Genomic DNA, 19,742 nt, shown 5'->3' on the forward strand with positions numbered 1-19,742 from the left:
GGATGCGCTATAGCCAGTCCCAACCTGATGGAAAAGGATCAGCAATGTACATAGCCATGAATCGCTTCAAGGTTCGCGTCGGCAGCGAGGCCGACTTCGAGACCGTCTGGAAGAACCGCGACTCCAGATTGTCGGAGCTCCCCGGCTTCGAAAGCTTTCACCTGCTTCGCGGTGCGACCAACGAAGAGGAAGGCTACACGCTCTATGCTTCGCACACGGTCTGGCGCAATCGCGACGATTTCGTCGCCTGGACCAAATCCGAGCAATTCCGCGATGCACATCGCAACGCCGGAGAAAACAAGCCCCTCTATCTTGGTCCTCCGCAGTTTGAAGGGTTCAGCGCCGTTCTGGGCTCATGATGAGCACCTGCCTATCCACAAAGGTGCGGCGAAATGGCGCATAAGGCCTTGGCGGCGCGATTTCTGCGCCGCCACGGGACCGTAGACACCAATTATCTTTTAAAGATGGGTGGTTAACTCATATTTAGAATGATTCCAAGTTATTGATTTTTAGAACATTTCAAAAACATAAAAATTGACAGAACGGAGCTCTAGCGGCCATAACCTGACCTAAATGGGTGGGTTTTATAAACACCACCTAAGTAATGCCTTTAATGTTCGGGCCTTTAACCCTTGCAGTTGGAGGAACCATTGACCGGTTCAGTTCGGCCTTGCGCCACGAGTGAAATAAAGCTGTCAGTTTTTCTGCGCAGCCATACAGTTGAAGTTCAGTTTGAGCCGGTAAAGTCTCTTCGTTCGGTGCTTTTCGCATCTGATTTCTGCTGTTCATGCATGGGAGATAGTTCCTCATGCTAGTGTGCAGCTGCAACGTTATTACCGATAAAGATATTGAAGCCGTCGTCATCGAGCTTCTCGATCAGGATTGCTGGCAACTTATTGTCCCTGGCACCGTCTATAATATCATGTCCAAGCGCGGCCGTTGCTGTGGCTGCTTCCCAAACGTCGTGGAAACGATCATAAGGGTGACTGAAGAGTATCATCTTCGTCATAACCAAATGGACGAAAACGTGGTCCAGTTCATGGATCGTGTACGTTCTCTACGCGACAAATTCGGGAGTTCATGGAATGAAAGGCGAACCAAAGGTCATCGAGCGGCTTAACGAGGCACTTTTCCTCGAGCTTGGCGCTGTAAACCAGTATTGGCTTCACTACCGCCTCCTCAACGACTGGGGCTTCACGCGTCTTGCCAAGAAGGAACGTGAAGAGTCTATCGAAGAAATGCATCACGCTGACAAGCTGATCGATCGCATTATCTTCCTGGAAGGTTTTCCAAACCTGCAGACCGTAGCTCCGCTGCGCATCGGCCAGAACGTCAAGGAAGTTCTGGAAGCCGATCTTGCAGGTGAATACGACGCCCGCGCTTCTTACAAGAAGTCTCGCGAAATCTGCGACGAACTCGGCGACTACGTTTCCAAGCAGCTTTTTGATGAACTTCTGGCTGATGAGGAAGGCCATATCGACTTCCTCGAAACCCAGCTCGACCTTCTCGCCAAGATCGGTGAAGAGCGTTATGGCCAGCTCAACGCGGCTCCCGCCGATCAGGCCGAATAAGCCGATCCCAGCCTAACAATTGGAAGCCGGAGCCCTGCGCTCCGGCTTTTTTGTCATCTCAACTTTACCGTTGCCCCTTTATCGTGATATTGCGCGCCCAATTTCCGATATTTTGCAAGGTTTCCCCAATGAGCGCACCGCGCGTCAGTTTCGTTTCCCTTGGCTGCCCGAAGGCGCTTGTCGATTCCGAACGCATCATCACCAGCCTTCGCTCCGAGGGCTATGAAATCTCCCGCAAGCATGACGGCGCCGATCTCGTGATCGTCAATACCTGCGGCTTCCTCGATTCCGCGCGCGATGAATCGCTCGATGCCATCGGCCTTGCGCTGAACGAAAACGGCAAGGTGATCGTGACCGGCTGCCTTGGCGCGGAGCCGGAAGTTATCCGCCAGCGCCACCCCAACGTGCTCGCCATCACCGGCCCGCAAGCCTATGAAAGTGTGATGAGCGCGGTGCACGAAGCGGCTCCTCCCGTACACGACCCGTTTGTCGATCTGGTGCCGCCGCAGGGCGTGAAGCTGACCCCGCGCCATTACGCTTACTTGAAAATCTCCGAAGGCTGCTCGAACCGCTGCTCCTTCTGCATCATTCCGGCACTGCGCGGCGATCTCGTGTCGCGTCCGATTGATCAGGTGCTGCGCGAAGCGGAAAAGCTGGTCAAGGCTGGCGTCAAGGAAATCCTTGTCATCTCGCAGGATACGAGCGCCTATGGCCTCGACATCAAGTATCAGGAAGCCATGTGGCAGGACCGCACGGTTCGCACCAAATTCCTCGATCTCTCGCGGGAATTGGGCGAGATGGGCGTGTGGGTGCGTATGCATTATGTCTACCCATACCCGCATGTCGATGAGGTCATTCCATTGATGGCTGAAGGCAAGATTCTGCCTTATCTGGACATTCCCTTCCAGCACGCCTCGCCTGCGGTGCTGAAGAACATGCGCCGTCCCGCGCATCAGGAAAAGACCTCACGCCGCATTCAGGCATGGCGTGAGACATGCCCGGACCTGGCCGTACGCTCCACCTTCATCGTCGGCTATCCGGGCGAAACGGAAGAAGACTTCCAGATGCTGCTCGACTGGCTCGATGAAGCCAAGATCGAACGCGCTGGCTGCTTCAAATATGAGCCGGTCAAGGGCGCGAAGGCCAACGACCTTGGCCTTGAGCAGGTTCCAGAAGAAATCAAGGAAGCGCGCTGGCATCGTTTCATGGCCAAGCAGCAGCAGATTTCGACCAACCTTCTCAAGAAGAAGGTCGGCAAACGCCTGCCTGTTATCATCGATGAAGCAAACGGCACCATTGGCAAGGGCCGCACGCGCTACGATGCGCCGGAAATCGACGGCAGCGTTCACATCCAGTCGCGCCGCCCGCTCCGTGTCGGCGACATCGTGACGGTGAAGATCGAGGCAAGCGACGCTTACGATCTGCACGGCATCGCGGTCTGATGACGGCGGAACCGGCCATAGCGATCAGAAAAGCCGCCTCGGCTGACGTGGCTGCGATTGTCGCCATGCTGGCCGACGACGCGCTGGGCGCAAAGCGCGAAGATGCGAGCCTGCCCTTGCGGGATTCCTATCGCAGCGCCTTTGCAGCCATCGACGCCGATCCCAACCAGCTTCTGGCTGTCGTGGAACAGGGTGGCGAGATCATCGGCTGCATGCAGATCAGCTTCATACCCGGCCTGTCCCGGTTGGGCATGTGGCGCGGGCAGATCGAAAGCGTGCGGATTGCAAGCCATATTCGCGGCGGCGGCATCGGTCGACGGATGATCGAGTGGGCAATCGAACGGTGCCGCGAACGCGGCTGCCGCCTCGTGCAGCTGACGACGGACAAAGCGCGCTCGGATGCGCTGCGTTTCTATCAATCGCTCGGCTTCGTCGATAGCCACGAAGGGCTTAAGCTATCGCTTTAACAGCTGACTTTAATAGAGTGTAAGAAAAGAAAAAGGGCGCGGTGAGCGCCCTTTTCTGTTTCAGCATGGAAAAGCTTACTGCGGCAGCTTGTCATCCACGCCGGCGACATAGAAATTCAGGCCCAGCAGTGTCTTGTCATCGGCCTGTTCACCTTCCTTGAGCCAAACGGAACCGTCCTGCTTCTTGATCGGGCCGGTGAAAGGCTTCAATTCGCCCGACTTGATCTTGGCTTCGGTTTCTTCCGCCAGCTTCTTCACGTCGTCCGGCATGTTGGTATAAGGCGCCATCTTCACGAGACCTTCCTTCATGCCCCACCAGACATTCTGGCTCTTCCAGCTGCCGTCGAGAACGGCCTTGGTACGGTCGATATAGTATGGACCCCATTCGTCCACGACAGCGGTAAGCTGCGTGTCGGGCGCGAACTTGATCATGTCCGAAGCCTGACCAAACGCCTTGATGCCGCGATCATGCGCCACCTGAATGGCGGCAGTGGAATCGGTGTGCTGGGTGATGATGTCGACTCCCTGATCGATCAAAGCCTTGGCCGCATCGGCTTCCTTGCCCGGATCGAACCAGGAATTGGCCCAGATCACCTTGACCTTGAAGTCAGGATTGACGGACTGCGCGCCGAGCATGAATGCGTTGATGCCCTGCACGACTTCCGGCACCGGCACGGATGCGATGTAACCGGCGACACCCTTCGTGGACATTTTGGCAGCGATCACGCCCTGCACATAACGGCCTTCATAGAAGCGCGCATTGTAGGCGGACATGTTGTCGGCGGTCTTGTAGCCGGTCGCGTGTTCGAACTTCACGTCAGGGAATTTCTTGGCGACCTTCAAGGTCGGGTCCATGTAACCGAACGATGTCGTGAAGATCAGCTTGTTGCCTGCGCGCGCCAGACGTTCGATGGAACGTTCGGCGTCGGCACCTTCCGGCACGTTTTCCAGAAAGGTGGTTTCGATCTTGTCGCCGAGCGCCTCGATCAGTTCCTTGCGTGCCTGATCATGCTGATAGGTCCAGCCGAAGTCGCCCGGAGGTCCGATATAGATGAAGCCGATTTTCAGCTTTTCTTCTGCATGTGCCGCGCCGCCGAGCATAAAGCTTGTCGCGGTGGCAATCGCCATAAGCGTCTTTTTCATGTTCCCTGCACTCCTTGTTTATACCCACTAACCACAACAAAAATCCTTGGGACTGATTTTTGTTACCCCTCGACCGCACGCCTTACCTGTCCGGCACGAACGGCTTGCCGAGCGAAGTCGGCGTATTCATCATCGTCAGACGCTTGTTGCGCGAAATGATGACCAGCACCACAATCGTCGCAAGATAAGGCAGCGCAGACAGAAACTGTGACGGCAGGCCGAAGCCGAGCGCCTGCGCGTGGAGCTGGCCGATAGTCACCGCGCCGAACAAATAAGCACCGATCAACACCCGCCACGGCCGCCAAGAAGCGAACACGACGAGAGCAAGCGCGATCCAGCCGCGGCCAGCAGTCATGTTTTCCACCCACTGCGGCACATAGACGAGCGACAATTGCGCACCTGCGAGACCGGCACAGGCCCCGCCGAACAGCACCGCCAGATAACGCGTGCGCACCACATGCACACCGAGCGCATGGGCCGAGCCATGGCTGTCGCCAATGGCACGCAATGTGAGCCCTGCCCGTGTGCGGAACAGAAACCATGCAACGCCGACAACCAGCAGAATGGACATGTAGAAGATGGGATCCTGACCGAAGATGAACCGCCCGACAAGCGGGATATCGGTCAAATAGGGAATATGAACCGCTTCGAGCCGAACGCCGGGAAGCCCGACAAAGCTTTCGCCGAGCAAGGCCGATGCCCCAACGCCGAGGATTGTAAGCGCCAACCCGGTCGCCACCTGATTGGTGACAAGCGTGAGCGTGAGAAAGCCAAAGATTGCCGCAAAAAGCACGCCAACCAGAACAGCGGCAATCAGGCCCAACCATGCCGAACCGGTCATCTGCGCGATGGCAAAACCGGACACCGCGCCCATAAGCATCATGCCTTCGACGCCGAGATTGAGCACGCCGGAGCGTTCGACCACCAGCTCGCCGATAGCAGCGATCAGGAGCGGCGTTGCAGCAGTTGCAATCGTAAGGAGAATAGCCTGCGTCAAATCCATGAGATCAGGCCTTTCCCGCTCGAGCTGCGGATATGAAGCGAATGCGATAGAGAATAAGCGTATCGCAAGCGAGCACGAAGAACAGGATCATGCCCTGAAACACGCGCGCGGATTTTTCCGAGATGCCGATGGAAACCTGTGCGGCCTCACCGCCAAGATAGGAAAGCGCCAGCACCAGACCGGCTGCAATTGCCCCCAACGGATTGAGGCGTCCGAGAAACGCGACAATAATTGCCGTGAAACCATAGCCCGGAGAAATGACGGGGCGGAGCTGGCCGATAGCGCCGGAAGTTTCTGCAATCCCCGCAAGACCGGCAAGCGCACCGGAAAGCGCAAAGACGAAGAACACCATCTTGCCCGCACTGAAACCCGCAAAGCGCCCTGCCCTCGGGCTTTGGCCGATGACCTTGACCTCAAAGCCTTTCAGCGTGTGCTTGAGCAGAAACCGGACAGCCACCGCCGCCACAAGCGCGAAGATGAAACCCCAATGGGCACGGCCCGATGCGCTCCAGATTTCCGGCAGAATGGCGCTATCGTTGAACTGGCGGGTTTCCGGGAAATTATAGCCTTCGGGGTTGCGCCAGGCGCCGCGCACCAGCCAGTCGAGAAAGAGCTGCGCAACATAGACCAGCATAAGGCTGGTCAGGATTTCGTTCGTGTTGAAGCGTACCTTCAGCAAGGCGGGTATGGATGCATATGCCGCACCGCCCGCCATCCCCATAAGCATCATCAAGGGCAGAACCACCCACGACTGCAAATCCGGGAACATGACAGGCAAGACCGACCCGGTTATCGCACCGGCGATGAATTGCCCCTCGGCACCGATATTCCAGTTGTTGGACAAAAAACAGACGCAAAGGCCAACCGCAATCAGGATCAGCGGTGCGGCCTTCACCAGCAATTCATGCCACGACCAGATATCGAACAAAGGTTCGACAAAGAAGACATAGAGTGCATGCAGCGGTTGCTTGCCCATCAGCGCAAAAGCAAGACCACCGAAAACCAGCGTCAAAGTCAGCGCAAGCAGTGGCGACAGGGCGCTGAAAAGTTTTGAGGGCTGCGGGCGTTTAACGAGTTCGATCCGCATCATGCAGCCTCTCCGGAAACGCCGCCCATCGGGAGGCCGATCTTTTCCAGCGTGACTTCGGCAATCGGCATTGGATCGGAAAGCTGGCCATGATTCATGACCGCGATCCGGTCGCTGATTTCAAGAAGTTCATCAAGGTCCTGGCTGATAACGAGAACTGCGGAACCGGAACGCGCAAGATCAACCAGCGCCTGCCGAATATGCGCCGCAGCGCCAGCATCGACGCCCCATGTGGGCTGGTTCACGACCATGACCGAGGGGGAACGGTCAAGCTCGCGCCCGATGATGAATTTTTGCAGATTACCGCCGGAAAGTGCGGACGCAGGCGGATTTTCAGCGCTCTTGCGCACATCCATCCGTTCGATGATGCGTTTCGCAGCCGACCGTAGCGCGCTCTCTGCGACCAGCTTCAGTTTGCCACCGCGCAGGAACATTTTTGAGTCGGTCTTGTAGCGGGACAAGAACAGATTGTCGGTCAGCGTCATCGTCGGAACGGCACCATGTCCAAGCCGTTCTTCCGGTACGAAGGCCGCGCCCATCATGCGCCTTTCGCTAATGCCAGCCTTGCCGGCATCTTTACCCCGAATACGCACATTCGAGGCACTGGGCTGCAACACTTCACCGGAAACAGCTTCGAAAAATTCGCCCTGCCCGTTACCCGCAACGCCCGCTATGCCAACCACTTCGCCAGCAGCGACCGAAAGTGAAATATCCTTCAATGCCGTCGAGAAGGGTCCGCGCGGCGGCTGTGACAGGGACCTGATTTCAAAAAGCGCATCATCGCCGACATTTGCCGCCGCAATGGGAGTGCGCGCCACGACATTGATGTCGTTTCCAACCATCATGCGCGCAAGCGACGCGGCGGTTTCCTTGCGCGGATCGCAATGCGCGACGACCTTGCCATGCCGCAGCACGGTTGCGCGGTCACAAAGGCGCTTCACTTCCTCCAGACGGTGGCTGATATAGAGGATGGACTTGCCTTCGGCTTTCAGGCATTCCAGCGTTTCAAACAGCTTGTCGGCTTCCTGCGGCGTCAGCACGGAGGTTGGCTCATCAAGGATGATGAGGTCGGGTTCCTGAAGAAGGCAGCGCACGATCTCAATACGCTGGCGTTCGCCAACGGACAGATCGCCGACATGGGCCTGCGGATCAACCGGAAGTCCGTATGTCTTGCCAACCTCACGCGCACGTTTTGCAACATCCGAAAGCGGCAGTGAACGATCCAGCGACAAGGCGATGTTTTCAGCGGCCGTAAGTGAATCAAACAGCGAAAAGTGCTGGAAAACCATACCAATGCCGAGTTTTCTTGCGGCGGCAGGTTCATCTATCGCGACCGGCTGGCCCTTCCAGACGATTTCACCTTCCAGAGGCTGGAGCGCGCCGAACAGCATTTTTACGAAGGTGGATTTTCCAGCGCCGTTCTCGCCCAGAAGCGCGTGAATCTCCCCTTTCCCGATGGTGAGGTCGACACCATCACAGGCCCGCAGCTGACCAAATACTTTCGTGAGCCGGCGGACATCCAGAAGAGGCCGGTCGGTTAAAGGCGCTGTCATTGTTCCCCATTTGTATTTTTGAGCGACCTTAGCCAGCAAGTCTGCTCTTGAAAAGCCTAAAAGCAAGCAGCGGTGGACATATGCACACCGCTGCAATCATCAGTCAGTTCATGGTATCAGAATAGTTGTACCGGTCGTCTTGCGGGCTTCCAGATCCTCATGCGCCTTGCCCGCGTCCTTGAGCGCATAGGTCTGGTTGATCTCGATCTTGACGGCTCCGCTTCCAACCACATCGAAAAGCTCGGCGGCGGTCTTTTCGAGGTCGGCTCGCTTGGCGATATAATTGAACAAGGTAGGCCGCGTGGCGAAAAGCGAGCCCTTCTGCGCAAGAATGCCGAGATCGAATGGCGGAATGACGCCGGACGACTGACCGAAGCAGGCAAACATGCCAAGCGGCTTCAGCACATCCAGCGAACCCATATAGGTATCGCGGCCAACGGAATCATAGACCACATCTACGCCCGCCCCATCCGTCAGTTCTTTCACCTTTTCGGCGAAGTTTTCGGTACGGTAATTGATGACGTGATCGTAGCCGTGCTTTTTGGCCAGCGCGATCTTTTCTTCCGACCCCGCCGTACCGATAACGGTAGCGCCGAGATGTTTCGCCCACTGCCCGGCAATCAGGCCCACACCGCCCGCGGCTGCATGGAAAAGGATCGTCTGTCCCGGCTCGACCCTGAATGTGCGCCGCAGAAGATATTGTGCAGTCATGCCTTTCAGCATCATGGAGGCAGCGGTTTTCAGATCGACATTATCCGGAACCTTTACCAGCCGGTCGGCTGGCAGAATGCGCTCGTCCGCATAGGAGCCCGGTGTCGCCACATAGGCAACGCGGTCACCGACACGAACATCGTTGACGCCCGGACCAACCGCTACGACCATGCCTGCGCCTTCGTTTCCGGGCGTGAATGGCATCTGCGCGGCCTTGTAGAGTCCCGTGCGGAAATAGACATCGATGAAATTGAGACCGACGGCTTCGTGGCGCACCTTCGCCTCGCCCGGACCCGGTTCGCCGATCTCGATCTGTTCATATTTCATGACTTCCGGCCCGCCGGTCTGGTGGACGCGAATGGCGTTGATCATCATACTTCTCCACTCTTCCTTGCGGCGGCGGTTTTCTCAGCCGCAATGACGGTTGCAGTTCTTCCCAGCCCCGGGAAAAACTGCATAACAGCGCCGATGAAATAAATGTAAAGGCCCGTCACGGATATGCCGACGCGGACCCATAATGGCGCATCCAGAGTATAATAGAGCGCAGCCGCGCCAAAGGCACACCAGAGCAGAAAAACGGTCAGATTAAGCGGTCGCAGGCGCACGACGCGCACGGGATGCAGGAAGTTGATCGGCAGAAACGACAGGATCGCCGACACAACAACCGTTGCAAACGCCACCCACTCGCCCGGCCTGACGATGAAGAGCGTGAAGACCACCATGTTCCAGACAACCGGAAACCCCTTGAAGAAGTTTTCCTTCGTCTTCATGCCCGTATCGGCATAATAAATCGCACTCGAAACCACGATGATTGCGCCGGATATGAAGGACAAATAGGTTCCCATGAACCCGCTTTGATAGAGCGCGAAGGCGGGTATCAAAACATAGGTGACGTAATCGATGATGTTGTCGAGAAGCTCGCCCGACCAGTTCGGCAAGACATATTTGACCTCAAGCTTGCGCGCGATGGGGCCGTCAATACCGTCGACGAAAAGCGCCAATCCCAGCCACCACCACATCGCCGTATAGCGTCCGTCGCTGGCCGCCACGATGGAAAGGAATGCCAGAAACGAACCCGATGCCGTCAGAAGATGTACCGAAAACGCCTTGGCTTGCGGCGCGGTGACTTTCTTGGCTTTGAGTTTTCCGGTCAGTTTGGTTTTCACGCCGTCCGCCATTTCAATTTGTCGCCGCGCTTATCCCGCCCAAGACAATTCCCGAGGCGGCGAGTATATTCAATCAATCGGGGAACGCGTACACCACACAAACTGACATCCCCAAAACTTATGATCATCGAAACAATTTTTTCCCTCGGGAAAAACGCCATGATCCTGTAGCAGCTTTTCCTGAATAAGCGCAAAAGAGCAAGTAATGCGTGAGGCAAATCCGCCATAATCCCACGGAAGAATGGCCTTCTGGCTGCAATTCGGTTTAAGTGCGGCTGGAATCATCAGACGGTGCACGAGGTCCGCACTGTTGGATCAGGGACGAAACACGATGAACGATCTTGTTGTGAACAAGCCACTCACCGACATTGTCATCAGCGGCAGCGGGCCTGCCGGGATGATGGCTGCACTGGCACTCGGCGCGAAGGGTTACCACACCATCCTGCTCGGACCGGAGACCGACAAGGGAGACCGCCGCACGACAGCGCTCATGATGCCCGCCATCCGATTGCTGGAAGAATTGGGCGTCTGGCCGGATATCGAGCCAGAAGCTGCCGCCCTCGCCTCCATGCGCATTATCGATGCGACGCGGCGTCTTGTGCGAAGCCCCGTCGTGACTTTCCGTGCCGGTGAAATCGACGAAACTGCGTTCGGCTACAATATTCCCAATGCCGTTTTGAACGAGAAACTTTCAGAAGCGGTTGCACGCAACCCGAACATTGAGCGCATAAATGCGCCGGTCATCGAATATCGTCACAATGGCGATCATGTGAGCGTCACCCTTTCTGGCGGCGACACGTTGCATGCAAGGCTGGTCGTTGCTGCGGATGGACGCAATTCCATGGCCCGTGAAGCAGCCGACATCCGCACACGCCGCTGGAGTTATCCGCAGACAGCCGTCGTGCTTTCCTTTTCCCACACTGTCGATCATGAGAACATTTCGACAGAGTTTCACACCGAGGAAGGCCCGTTCACGCAGGTGCCGCTGAAAGGCAAGCGCTCAAGCCTCGTCTGGGTGGTCAATCCCAGGCGCGCCGAAGCGCTTCTTGCACTTGACGACGCCACACTCGCCAGGCGTATCGAGGACATGATGCAGTCCATGCTCGGCAAGATCACGCTCGACATTCAGCCGCAGGCCTGGCCTCTTTCGGGCCTGGTGCCTCACGTCTTTGCGGCCAAGCGCACGATTCTCATCGGCGAAGCCGCTCACGTCTTTCCGCCAATCGGCGCGCAAGGCCTCAATCTGGGTTCACGCGATGTCGAAACGCTGGTCAAGGCTATCGAAAGCGATCCGGTCGATCCCGGTTCGGATAGGGTCATGCGCGCCTATGACCGTGCGCGACGCCCGGATATTCTGGCACGCACAGGCTCCGTCGATGCGCTCAATCGTTCGCTTCTTTCCGGAATGCTGCCAGCGCAGATCGTGCGCGGCCTGGGACTGGAAATGCTTCGCTCCTTTGCGCCGCTGCGCGCGTTCTTCATGCGCGAAGGGCTTCGGCCCGGCAGCGGTTTCTCGCACTTTCTTCCGAAACTGCTAAGCCTTCCGCACCGGGGCGACAGAAAACGTTCCGGCTAACCAGATTTCGGATCAACTGAGAGATTGAACTGAGAGAATTGCCGGTCTCCGCCGACTTTAATTTGTCATGCGGTGAACTACATAATGTTGCATGGGTATGACACAGATAAAGCACGCGAAATTCCAGATTGGGCAGGTTGTCAAGCACCGGCTGTTCCCCTTCCGCGGGGTCATCTTCGACGTGGATCCAGAATTCGCGAATACCGAAGAATGGTACGAATCCATTCCCGAGGAAGCGCGCCCGCATCGCGATCAACCCTTTTATCATCTGCTCGCTGAAAACGCGGAATCCGAATATGTCGCTTATGTATCGGAACAGAACCTCGTGCCGGATTTGAGCGGCGAGCCCCTGCGTCATCCGCAGATTGAAGAAATGTTCGACCGGCTGGACAACGGCTCTTATCGCGTAAAAGCGCAGCATTCCAATTAAGATAGAGCTTGATCTTACAGTCTTGGTTCAAAACAAAAGGGACGCACGAAGCGTCCCTTTTCATATTCCGCTTGTTAGACGAAAGCTTAGTTGGCCGCGCCCTTTGCCTTGTCCTGTTCAGCCTTCATCTTGGCTTCAAAGTCTTTCTGCTTCTTCTGGACGGCGTCCTGAAGTTCCTTCTGGCGTTCTTCCAGTTCCGACTGCTTGAGGGCCGGGCCAGTCAAAGCGCCGGAGAAGCCGGTCAGAGCAACCGGAATCGGATTCGGCTTGTTCTGATAGTTGACCGAAGTCAGGGTCAGCTTGCCACCCTTCTTGAGCGCATTGGTGAGATCGTCGGTCAGCGGAGCTTCGGCGATGCAGCGATCCGGGAAGCAGATGCCGTATTCAAGCTTGACCGGCTTGTTGTTGTCGATCTGGAGGCCGACGCCGGCAGGGATCAAACGGCCGATAGGAACGGTCACCTGAAAGATCTTGCGGTTGATCTTGCCTTTGATCTCGATGAGATTGACGGCGGTCAGGAGCTGGCCGGAATCCGCAGTGACGATGTTCTGCGTGTTGCAGATGTCATTGTCTTCCTGCTTCGAGCAGACCTTGAACCAGCCCTGTGGCGGCTGCTGCGCCGATGCAGGCATCGTCGCGGAGGCAAGCAGGGCGAACGCGCCAGCAATGGCAGATGCGGCAGCGATTGTCTTCGTGCTGGACATGATCAACAGGTTCCTTTCAACACTCTGATCTATAGTTCCCGTTCTGTATTTAAGTCAGCGATAGACCGTCACTGGTTTGAAAATGCGGCAACAGCGTGACCTTGAGGGTTTTAGCCCCCGTTCGGACCCTATTCCGAGCCCAATTCGGAGCCGTGTTACAACGACTGGAGGCATGAATCCAGATGAGTTTCGACATTCCATGCCCGGAATCCGCCAAAAACTTTGTTTTAGCTCCCACTGTCACGTGAGGGACACGCCCTAATTCCGCACTTAATGTACGATCATGCTAGTTTTCGTTTCCGAATCGACGCTTCCCGGCGGCGACCATCAAACTTGTTTACAATGGACGATTGAAGTTGAACGGATTGATTGCGTTTCTCCGCAGGGCGGTTCTTGCGGGCTTTGCCGTAGCTGCTGTTGCCACCACGCCGTTACAGGCAATGGCCCAGTCACAGCCGGACTATGCGCTCTCAATGCATGGGGACGTGGCTCTGCCGGCAAATTTTACGCATTTTCCCTACGCAAACGCCGACGCGCCGAAAGGCGGCACGCTCGCAATGGGTGTCGTCGGTACCTTCGACAGTCTCAATCCATTCATTCTAAAAAATATGCGTACGACGGCAGTTGGACTGTTCGGCGATGGTGAAAATTTCGTCTACGAAAGTCTGATGCAGCGCTCGCGGGATGAACCTTTCACGCTTTATCCCCTGCTGGCCGAAAAGGTCGCCACGGATCCAAAGCGAACATGGGTGGAATTCACGCTCAATGCCCAGGCAAAATGGTCGGACGGGCAACCGGTAACGGTGGATGATGTCATCTTCACCTATGACATTCTGACAGAAAAGGGGCGCCCTCCCTACAACAACCGCATGAGCCGCATCGAAAAGATCGAGAAGACGGGAGAACGTTCCGTTCGCTTCACCTTCAACGACAAATCGGATCGCGAATTTCCTCTGTTGATCGCCGCCTCTATGCCGGTTTTGCCCAAACATGCGATTGATGCCGCAAGCTTCGGCAATTCGACGCTGAACCCTCCGGTCGGAAGCGGCCCCTACATAGTGTCAGATGTGCGGCCCGGCGAGCGCATTGTCTACAAGCGCAATCCCGATTACTGGGGCAAGGATCTGCCAACGCGGCGCGGCCTGAATAATTTCGATATCTATAGCATCGAATATTTTCGCAATGAAACGGCGCTGTTCGAGACCTTCAAGAAAGGCCTGCTGGATGTTTTCATTGAAGCGAATCCCACGCGCTGGGAAAAATCCTATGATTTTCCGGCGGTGAAACAGGGCAAAGTTATCAAGGAAACTTTCCAGAAAGGAACGCCAGCAAATCTGCTGGGATTCGTGTTCAACACGCGCCGCCCGATTTTTGCCGACCGCCGGGTCCGGCAGGCGCTGGGGCTGTTGTTCGACTTTGAATGGGCCAACCGCAATCTGTTTGCCGACCAATACCGACGCACGCAGAGCTACTGGGAAGGATCGGAGCTTTCTTCTGTCGGCAAGCCGGCGGACGACCGCGAGAAGCAATTGCTTGCACCTTTCCCCGACGCTGTCCGCGAAGATGTCATGAATGGCACGTGGCACCCGCCGGTAACGGACGGCAGTGGCCATGATCGTACGCCTGCAAAGAAAGCCTATGATCTGCTGATGGAGGCCGGTTTCCGGTTTGAACACGGCCTGGCAATCGACCCCTCCGGCAAGCCGCTCGCCTTTGAAATCATGACACGCTCGCCCGATGAGGAAAAGGTCGCGCTCGCATATAAGCGCAATCTCGCGCGGCTTGGCATTACGGCGGAAATCCGCACCGCGGACGACGCCCAATACCAGCAACGTCTGCAGACATTCGACTACGACATGATACTCGGCGCGCTCGCCGGCTCGCTTTCTCCCGGCAATGAACAATGGATGCGCTGGGGTGCGGCTTCGCGCGATGTCCAGGGGAGTTTCAACTATCCGGGCGTTGCCGATCCGGCGGTGGATGCCATGATCGAAGCACTGCTGGCCGCGAGAAATCGGGCCGATTTCGTGAGTGCGGTCCGCGCGCTTGATCGGGTGCTTATCTCCGGCGACTACTACGTTCCGCTTTACCATTTGCCCTATCAATGGGTGGCGCGCTGGGACCGCATCGAACATCCGCAGAAGACCCCGCTTTATGGTTATCAACTGCCGACCTGGTGGCGCGCCAAACAATAAGCGGGCTTTAACGCCGCTGTAATTCGCCCTACATCCACCCAATATAGAATGGGATATTCAACAGGAGGCCCAGCCTCCGGTTCCTGCACGGAGATTGAGCCATGGCCGCCAGAAAGATAACTATCGATGTCGTGTCGGATGTCGTCTGCCCATGGTGCTTTCTAGGGCGCAAGCGCCTCGAAGCGGCTCTTGCCATGGTGCCGGATGTGGAGGCGGAAGTACGCTGGCGCCCCTTCCAGCTGGACCCTACCCTGCCTCCGCAAGGCAAGGATCGCCAAGCCTATATGCGAGAGAAATTCGGCACTGGCGGAAAGATCGATGACATCCACAAACAGTTGACCGAGCTTGGCGAGGAAAACGGCATCGTGTTCGATTTCGACGCCATTGCCCGTGCGCCGAATACGCTCGACGCGCATCGCGTCATCCATTGGGCAGCGCAAGCTGCCCCCGATACACAGGATCGGATGGTCGGCCTGTTGTTTTCGCTCTATTTCGAGCAGGGACAGGATATTGGCGACCACGAAGTGCTGGTCGATGCTACGGCAAGCGTCGGCATGGATGCCGCAGTTGTTGCCCGGCTTCTCCAAAGCGATGCCGACAAGGCGACAATTCGCGAGGAGATCGACACGGCCAGCCGCATTGGTGTGCGCGGCGTGCCCTGCTTCATCATCGACCAGAAATATGCCGTCATGGGCGCGCAGAACGCAGATGTCCTTGCTGACGCCATCCGTCAGACGGCAGAAGGTTTCGAGCCGGGGTTTGCCGAGGACCGATAGGTTGAAAACGACGGCGGCGGATTAACCCGCCGCGATCTTCGCCAGCTGCGTCATGATGACTGCGGAGCCGTTGAGCCGCTTTTCCGGCGTCGGCCAGTCGCGGATGAAGACAATGCTCTGGTCCGGCCTGATCTTGGCCATGGAGCCCTGTTCGCCGATCATCTTCACCAGCCCGACCGGATTGTTGAAGGTCGCATTGCGGAACTGGATGACCACGCCCTTCGGACCAGCGTCGAGCTTCTCGACATTCGCACGGCGGCAGAGCGCCTTGATGTAAACGATCTTGAGCAGATGCTGCACTTCTTCGGGCATCGGGCCAAAACGGTCGATAAGTTCCGCACCGAAAGCATCGATATCCTGCGGCTCTTCCAGGTCTGCGAGACGGCGATAAAGGCCGAGACGCAGCTGAAGATCGGGCACATAGGCTTCCGGTATCATCACCGCCGTGCCGATAGCGATCTGCGGCGACCACTGGCTGTCTTCAACCTCGATCGTTCCCTTGAGAGTAGCCACCGCTTCTTCCAGCATTTGCTGGTAAAGCTCGAAACCGACTTCCTTGATATGTCCGGACTGCTCCTCGCCTAGCAGGTTGCCTGCCCCGCGAATATCCATGTCGTGGCTTGCAAGCTGGAAGCCCGCGCCCAGCGTGTCGAGCGACTGCAGAACCTTGAGGCGGCGTTCCGCCATCTGCGTCAGCATCTTGCCAGCTGGAAGCGTAAACAACGCAAAGGCGCGCTGCTTGGAGCGCCCGACGCGACCACGCAACTGGTAGAGCTGCGCCAAGCCGAACATATCGGCGCGGTGCACGATCATCGTGTTGGCCGTCGGAATATCGAGGCCCGATTCCACGATGGTCGTGGACAGAAGCACATCATACTGACCGTCATAGAATGCGTTCATGATGTCATCGAGGACGCCCGGCGCCATCTGGCCGTGAGCCACGGCCACTTTCAGTTCAGGCACGTGGGTTTTCAGAAATTCCTCGATCTCGCCAAGATCGGAAATACGCGGACACACGTAGAAGCTTTGACCGCCGCGATAACGCTCGCGCAGAAGGGTTTCGCGAATCACGAGCGGATCGAACGGCGAAACGAAAGTCCGCACCGCCATGCGATCGACCGGCGGCGTAGTAATGAGCGACAGCTCTCGCACGCCGGTCAGCGCAAGCTGCAAGGTGCGCGGAATTGGCGTGGCTGACAATGTCAGCACATGCACATCCGACTTCAGTTCCTTCAGCCGTTCCTTGTGCTTGACGCCGAAATGCTGCTCTTCATCGATGATGAGCAGCCCGAGATTCTTGAACTTGATCGAGCTGCCGAGCAGCGCATGGGTGCCGACGACTATATCGACGGTTCCTTCCTCCAACCCCTTCTTGGCAGCAGCGAGCTCTTTCGTCCCAACGAGGCGCGATGCATGGGCAACATTGATGGGCAGGCCATGGAAACGCTTTGAGAAGGTTTTGAAATGCTGGCGCGACAGAAGCGTCGTCGGAACGACAACCGCGACCTGAACGCCGCTCATCGCCGCAATGAAAGCAGCACGCAGCGCCACTTCCGTCTTGCCGAAGCCGACATCGCCGCAGATCAGGCGATCCATCGGCTTACCGGCAGCCAGGTCGTCGGCGACGGATTCAATGGCCATCAACTGGTCATCGGTCTCATCATAGGGAAAGCGAGCGGCGAACTCGGCATAGAGACCCTCCGGCGGCGTCATGACCGGCGCGCCGCGCATCTGGCGTTCGGCAGCGATCTGGATCAGATGTCCGGCAATCTCAAGCAGTCGCTTCTTGAGTTTGGCCTTGCGCATCTGCCACGCGCCGCCACCCAGCTTGTCGAGAACCGCATCGGACCCTTCCGAACCATAGCGCGACAGAAGCTCGATATTTTCGACCGGCAGGAACAGCCGGTCGTCGCCCGCGTAGTGGATTTCGAGGCAGTCATGCGGCGCACCCGCCGCCGTGATTGTCTTGAGGCCAACGAAACGACCGATACCGTGATCGACGTGGACGACAATGTCGCCAGCCGTCAGCGAGGCGACTTCCGAGATGAAATCCTGATCGCGCTTGCGGCGCTTGGAGCGGCGTATAAGACGGTCGCCCAGAATATCCTGCTCGGCCACGATGACGAGATCGCCAGCATCGAATCCACTTTCAACGGCCAGCACAGCCGCCGTCACCTTGTCGCGTGAGAGCGCCTTGACGGTGGAAAGCCGGTCTACCGATTCGATCTTTTCCAGCCCGTGCTCGTCGAGCACCTGCAAAAGACGGTCGAGCGAGCCTTCCGTCCAGGCAGCAACCAGCACCTTCTTGCCCGATGCGCGCAGTTCGGCGATATGCTTCACCACCGCTTCAAACAGGTTCACATCGGTGGCGGCGCGTTCCTCGGCAAAGCTGCGGCCCTTGTGTACTTCAGCATGAACAATCGTCCGCCCCGGAACTTCCGGCGCGCCGAACGGCGTCAAATCGATGCGCATCCCACCGGTTTCGGCGTGCTTCTCGACTTCCGCAGGAGTAAGATAAAGCGTTTCCGGCTTGACGGGCTTGTAAGGCACCGCATCGCTGCCGGGTTCCTTGCCTTCTGCCTGCCGCAGCCGCGCTTCGTAATGATCGACCACCATCGTGTGGCGCTCGTTCAGCGCTTCATGCACCAGATGGTCGAACACCACCGGCATATTGCCCGCATGATCGAATACGGTATCGAGTGTGTCGTAGAACAGCGGTAGCCAGTGTTCCATGCCCGCAAAGCGGCGACCTTCGCTGATCGCCTGATAGAGCGCATCGTCACGCTGCGGCGCGCCGAACATCGCCACATAGTTCTTGCGGAACCGGCTGATCATTTCCGGCGACAGCGTGATTTCGCTCATCGGCTGAAGCACGAATTCCTTCCGCGTGCCGGTGGTGCGCTGCGAAGCAGGGTCGAAAGCGCGAATCGTCTCCAGCGTATCGCCGAAGAAATCCAGCCTCAGCGGTTCTTCCGCGCCCGGCGCGTAAAGATCGAGAATGCCGCCGCGCACGGCAAATTCGCCAATATCACGCACCGTCGACACACGTTCGAAACCATTGCGCTCCAGCCGGGATGCCAGATCGTTCATATCCAGCTGGTTGCCGGGTCGTGCAGAAATCACCTGTTCGGCGATTGCCGCTTGAGGCGGCAGCTTTTGCAGGACTGCATTGGCTGTCGTCAGAATGATGGCTGGATGCGGCGCTGTCCTGAGCGCGGATAATGCACCAAGCGCGGTGAGCCTGCGCGCAGCCGCATCCGCCCCCGGTGACACGCGATCATAAGGCAAGCAATCCCATGCAGGCAGGTGAAGAACCGCCATATCCGGCGCTACGAAACTCAACACCTGTTCAAGGTCGGCAATGCGCTGCCCGTCGCGCACGATATACATAATCGGCCCGCGTTCGCCGATCCCTTCCACCAGTCGGACAAGACAGAACGCCTCGTAACCGTCGGCAACACCGTCGATCACGATATGACGTTTTGCCCCGAGCGCGCTGGAGGACTTAAGACCTAGTTTGCTGAAAACGGGCATGGGAACCTTGAACTCAGAATTCTATGCGGTCGCGGAAGGCGACAATATCGCGGAACAGGGGCGTGTCGAAATCTGCCGGGACCGGGCTTTCACCTGTCACCCATTTAAGAAGATCGCGGTCAAGCACTTCCAGGATATGCTCGAATTCGTCAAGCTGCGGATCGGTGAAGCCGACAATATATTCATCCGCATATTGCCCAAGGATCAGATCCATCTCGCGCATTCCGCGATGCCATGCGCGAAACAGAAGCTTGCGGCGCCGTACATCCAGATTTTCCGTCGCCAATGTGCTGCCAGTCATCCTCGGTAAGCTCCAGTCAGTTCCAAATTGCTGCTGGTATATAGCATCTGCGCCGCAAACGGGAACCCGTTTATCCGACAAGA

Annotated in this window: 18 protein-coding genes; 9 read left to right on the forward strand and 9 right to left on the reverse strand. The window is 57.1% G+C overall.

Annotated features, from left to right (window positions below):
* Positions 1–44 precede the first annotated feature (44 nt).
* The 5 genes from F9K78_RS18775 to F9K78_RS18795 all read left to right on the forward strand — a co-directional run bounded on the left by F9K78_RS18775 (position 45) and on the right by F9K78_RS18795 (position 3,480).
* Complete coding sequence (locus F9K78_RS18775) at positions 45–359, forward strand: antibiotic biosynthesis monooxygenase family protein (RefSeq protein ID WP_121986481.1); 315 nt, start codon at positions 45–47, stop codon at positions 357–359.
* A 449-nt stretch (positions 360–808) separates the two neighbouring features.
* Complete coding sequence (locus F9K78_RS18780) at positions 809–1,120, forward strand: (2Fe-2S)-binding protein (RefSeq protein WP_109986605.1); 312 nt, start codon at positions 809–811, stop codon at positions 1,118–1,120.
* A complete protein-coding gene (gene bfr / locus F9K78_RS18785; protein ID WP_006468896.1) occupies positions 1,086–1,571 on the forward strand; it encodes a bacterioferritin in 486 nt (161 codons plus the stop codon). The genes F9K78_RS18780 and bfr overlap by 35 nt, the downstream gene beginning before the upstream one ends.
* 128 nt (positions 1,572–1,699) lie before the next feature.
* Positions 1,700–3,013, forward strand: coding sequence for a 30S ribosomal protein S12 methylthiotransferase RimO (gene rimO, locus F9K78_RS18790; protein WP_121986482.1), 1,314 nt, complete (start codon positions 1,700–1,702; stop codon positions 3,011–3,013).
* A complete protein-coding gene (locus F9K78_RS18795) occupies positions 3,013–3,480 on the forward strand; it encodes a GNAT family N-acetyltransferase (RefSeq protein WP_121986483.1) in 468 nt (155 codons plus the stop codon). The genes rimO and F9K78_RS18795 overlap by 1 nt, the downstream gene beginning before the upstream one ends.
* Before the next feature lie 75 nt (positions 3,481–3,555).
* Here the strand turns inward: F9K78_RS18795 and F9K78_RS18800 are convergent, their stop codons facing one another.
* The 6 genes from F9K78_RS18800 to pcsA all read right to left on the reverse strand — a co-directional run bounded on the left by F9K78_RS18800 (position 3,556) and on the right by pcsA (position 10,155).
* On the reverse strand, positions 3,556–4,623 hold the full coding sequence (locus F9K78_RS18800) for a BMP family ABC transporter substrate-binding protein (RefSeq protein WP_121986484.1): 1,068 nt from the start codon (positions 4,621–4,623) through the stop codon (positions 3,556–3,558).
* A gap of 82 nt (positions 4,624–4,705) precedes the next feature.
* A complete protein-coding gene (locus tag F9K78_RS18805; protein ID WP_122066379.1) occupies positions 4,706–5,626 on the reverse strand; it encodes an ABC transporter permease in 921 nt (306 codons plus the stop codon).
* 4 nt (positions 5,627–5,630) lie between these two features.
* Complete coding sequence (locus tag F9K78_RS18810; protein WP_121986515.1) at positions 5,631–6,713, reverse strand: ABC transporter permease; 1,083 nt, start codon at positions 6,711–6,713, stop codon at positions 5,631–5,633.
* Positions 6,713–8,266 carry an ABC transporter ATP-binding protein gene (locus F9K78_RS18815; RefSeq protein ID WP_122066378.1) on the reverse strand — a complete coding sequence of 518 codons (1,554 nt, stop codon included), beginning with the start codon at positions 8,264–8,266 and terminating at the stop codon, positions 6,713–6,715. The genes F9K78_RS18810 and F9K78_RS18815 overlap by 1 nt, the downstream gene beginning before the upstream one ends.
* Positions 8,267–8,374: 108 nt before the next feature.
* The gene (locus tag F9K78_RS18820; RefSeq protein WP_121981808.1) at positions 8,375–9,349 is read right to left on the reverse strand and encodes a quinone oxidoreductase family protein; all 975 of its coding nucleotides are present in this window, start codon (positions 9,347–9,349) and stop codon (positions 8,375–8,377) included.
* A complete protein-coding gene (gene pcsA, locus F9K78_RS18825) occupies positions 9,349–10,155 on the reverse strand; it encodes a phosphatidylcholine synthase (protein ID WP_121981809.1) in 807 nt (268 codons plus the stop codon). Before pcsA ends, F9K78_RS18820 begins: the two co-directional genes overlap by 1 nt.
* Positions 10,156–10,474: 319 nt before the next feature.
* On the opposite strand from pcsA, the gene F9K78_RS18830 reads away from it, so the two are divergent.
* Both F9K78_RS18830 and hspQ read left to right on the forward strand, forming a co-directional pair.
* Positions 10,475–11,719: a UbiH/UbiF family hydroxylase gene (locus tag F9K78_RS18830; RefSeq protein WP_121986487.1), complete on the forward strand. Its 1,245-nt coding sequence runs from the start codon at positions 10,475–10,477 to the stop codon at positions 11,717–11,719.
* 91 nt (positions 11,720–11,810) lie between these two features.
* Entirely contained in the window at positions 11,811–12,149 is a 339-nt protein-coding gene (gene hspQ / locus F9K78_RS18835) for a heat shock protein HspQ (RefSeq protein WP_006468906.1), read from the forward strand.
* Between the two features lie 86 nt (positions 12,150–12,235).
* Here the strand turns inward: hspQ and F9K78_RS18840 are convergent, their stop codons facing one another.
* On the reverse strand, positions 12,236–12,853 hold the full coding sequence (locus F9K78_RS18840; RefSeq protein WP_121981842.1) for an invasion associated locus B family protein: 618 nt from the start codon (positions 12,851–12,853) through the stop codon (positions 12,236–12,238).
* A 440-nt stretch (positions 12,854–13,293) separates the two neighbouring features.
* Here F9K78_RS18840 and F9K78_RS18845 point away from each other — a divergent pair, with 440 nt between their 5' ends.
* Together F9K78_RS18845 and F9K78_RS18850 are read left to right on the forward strand one after the other, a co-directional pair.
* Entirely contained in the window at positions 13,294–15,048 is a 1,755-nt protein-coding gene (locus F9K78_RS18845) for an extracellular solute-binding protein (protein WP_121986516.1), read from the forward strand.
* Positions 15,049–15,149: 101 nt separating this feature from the next.
* Positions 15,150–15,824, forward strand: a complete 675-nt coding sequence (locus tag F9K78_RS18850) for a DsbA family oxidoreductase (protein WP_121986488.1) — start codon at positions 15,150–15,152, stop codon at positions 15,822–15,824.
* A 21-nt stretch (positions 15,825–15,845) separates the two neighbouring features.
* Here F9K78_RS18850 and mfd read toward each other — a convergent pair whose 3' ends face one another.
* Positions 15,846–19,358, reverse strand: coding sequence for a transcription-repair coupling factor (gene mfd / locus F9K78_RS18855; RefSeq protein ID WP_121986489.1), 3,513 nt, complete (start codon positions 19,356–19,358; stop codon positions 15,846–15,848).
* 13 nt (positions 19,359–19,371) lie between these two features.
* The gene (locus F9K78_RS18860; RefSeq protein ID WP_121981813.1) at positions 19,372–19,659 is read right to left on the reverse strand and encodes an FAD assembly factor SdhE; all 288 of its coding nucleotides are present in this window, start codon (positions 19,657–19,659) and stop codon (positions 19,372–19,374) included.
* Positions 19,660–19,742 lie beyond the last annotated feature (83 nt).

The organism is Brucella pseudintermedia (genome assembly GCF_008932435.1).
Taxonomy (GTDB): Bacteria; Pseudomonadota; Alphaproteobacteria; order Rhizobiales; family Rhizobiaceae; genus Brucella; species Brucella pseudintermedia.

Coding starts and splice junctions, on each gene's coding strand:
- F9K78_RS18775 (WP_121986481.1), top strand. CDS start 45: ATGTACATAGCCATGAATCGCTTCAAGGTTCGCGTCGGCAGCGAGGCC.
- hspQ (WP_006468906.1), top strand. CDS start 11,811: ATGGGTATGACACAGATAAAGCACGCGAAATTCCAGATTGGGCAGGTT.
- F9K78_RS18860 (WP_121981813.1), bottom strand. CDS start 19,659: ATGACTGGCAGCACATTGGCGACGGAAAATCTGGATGTACGGCGCCGC.
- F9K78_RS18845 (WP_121986516.1), top strand. CDS start 13,294: ATGGCCCAGTCACAGCCGGACTATGCGCTCTCAATGCATGGGGACGTG.
- mfd (WP_121986489.1), bottom strand. CDS start 19,358: ATGCCCGTTTTCAGCAAACTAGGTCTTAAGTCCTCCAGCGCGCTCGGG.
- F9K78_RS18850 (WP_121986488.1), top strand. CDS start 15,150: ATGGCCGCCAGAAAGATAACTATCGATGTCGTGTCGGATGTCGTCTGC.
- F9K78_RS18780 (WP_109986605.1), top strand. CDS start 809: ATGCTAGTGTGCAGCTGCAACGTTATTACCGATAAAGATATTGAAGCC.
- F9K78_RS18805 (WP_122066379.1), bottom strand. CDS start 5,626: ATGGATTTGACGCAGGCTATTCTCCTTACGATTGCAACTGCTGCAACG.
- bfr (WP_006468896.1), top strand. CDS start 1,086: ATGAAAGGCGAACCAAAGGTCATCGAGCGGCTTAACGAGGCACTTTTC.
- F9K78_RS18810 (WP_121986515.1), bottom strand. CDS start 6,713: ATGCGGATCGAACTCGTTAAACGCCCGCAGCCCTCAAAACTTTTCAGC.
- F9K78_RS18840 (WP_121981842.1), bottom strand. CDS start 12,853: ATGTCCAGCACGAAGACAATCGCTGCCGCATCTGCCATTGCTGGCGCG.
- F9K78_RS18820 (WP_121981808.1), bottom strand. CDS start 9,349: ATGATCAACGCCATTCGCGTCCACCAGACCGGCGGGCCGGAAGTCATG.
- F9K78_RS18800 (WP_121986484.1), bottom strand. CDS start 4,623: ATGAAAAAGACGCTTATGGCGATTGCCACCGCGACAAGCTTTATGCTC.
- F9K78_RS18815 (WP_122066378.1), bottom strand. CDS start 8,266: ATGACAGCGCCTTTAACCGACCGGCCTCTTCTGGATGTCCGCCGGCTC.
- F9K78_RS18830 (WP_121986487.1), top strand. CDS start 10,475: ATGAACGATCTTGTTGTGAACAAGCCACTCACCGACATTGTCATCAGC.
- rimO (WP_121986482.1), top strand. CDS start 1,700: ATGAGCGCACCGCGCGTCAGTTTCGTTTCCCTTGGCTGCCCGAAGGCG.
- pcsA (WP_121981809.1), bottom strand. CDS start 10,155: ATGGCGGACGGCGTGAAAACCAAACTGACCGGAAAACTCAAAGCCAAG.
- F9K78_RS18795 (WP_121986483.1), top strand. CDS start 3,013: ATGACGGCGGAACCGGCCATAGCGATCAGAAAAGCCGCCTCGGCTGAC.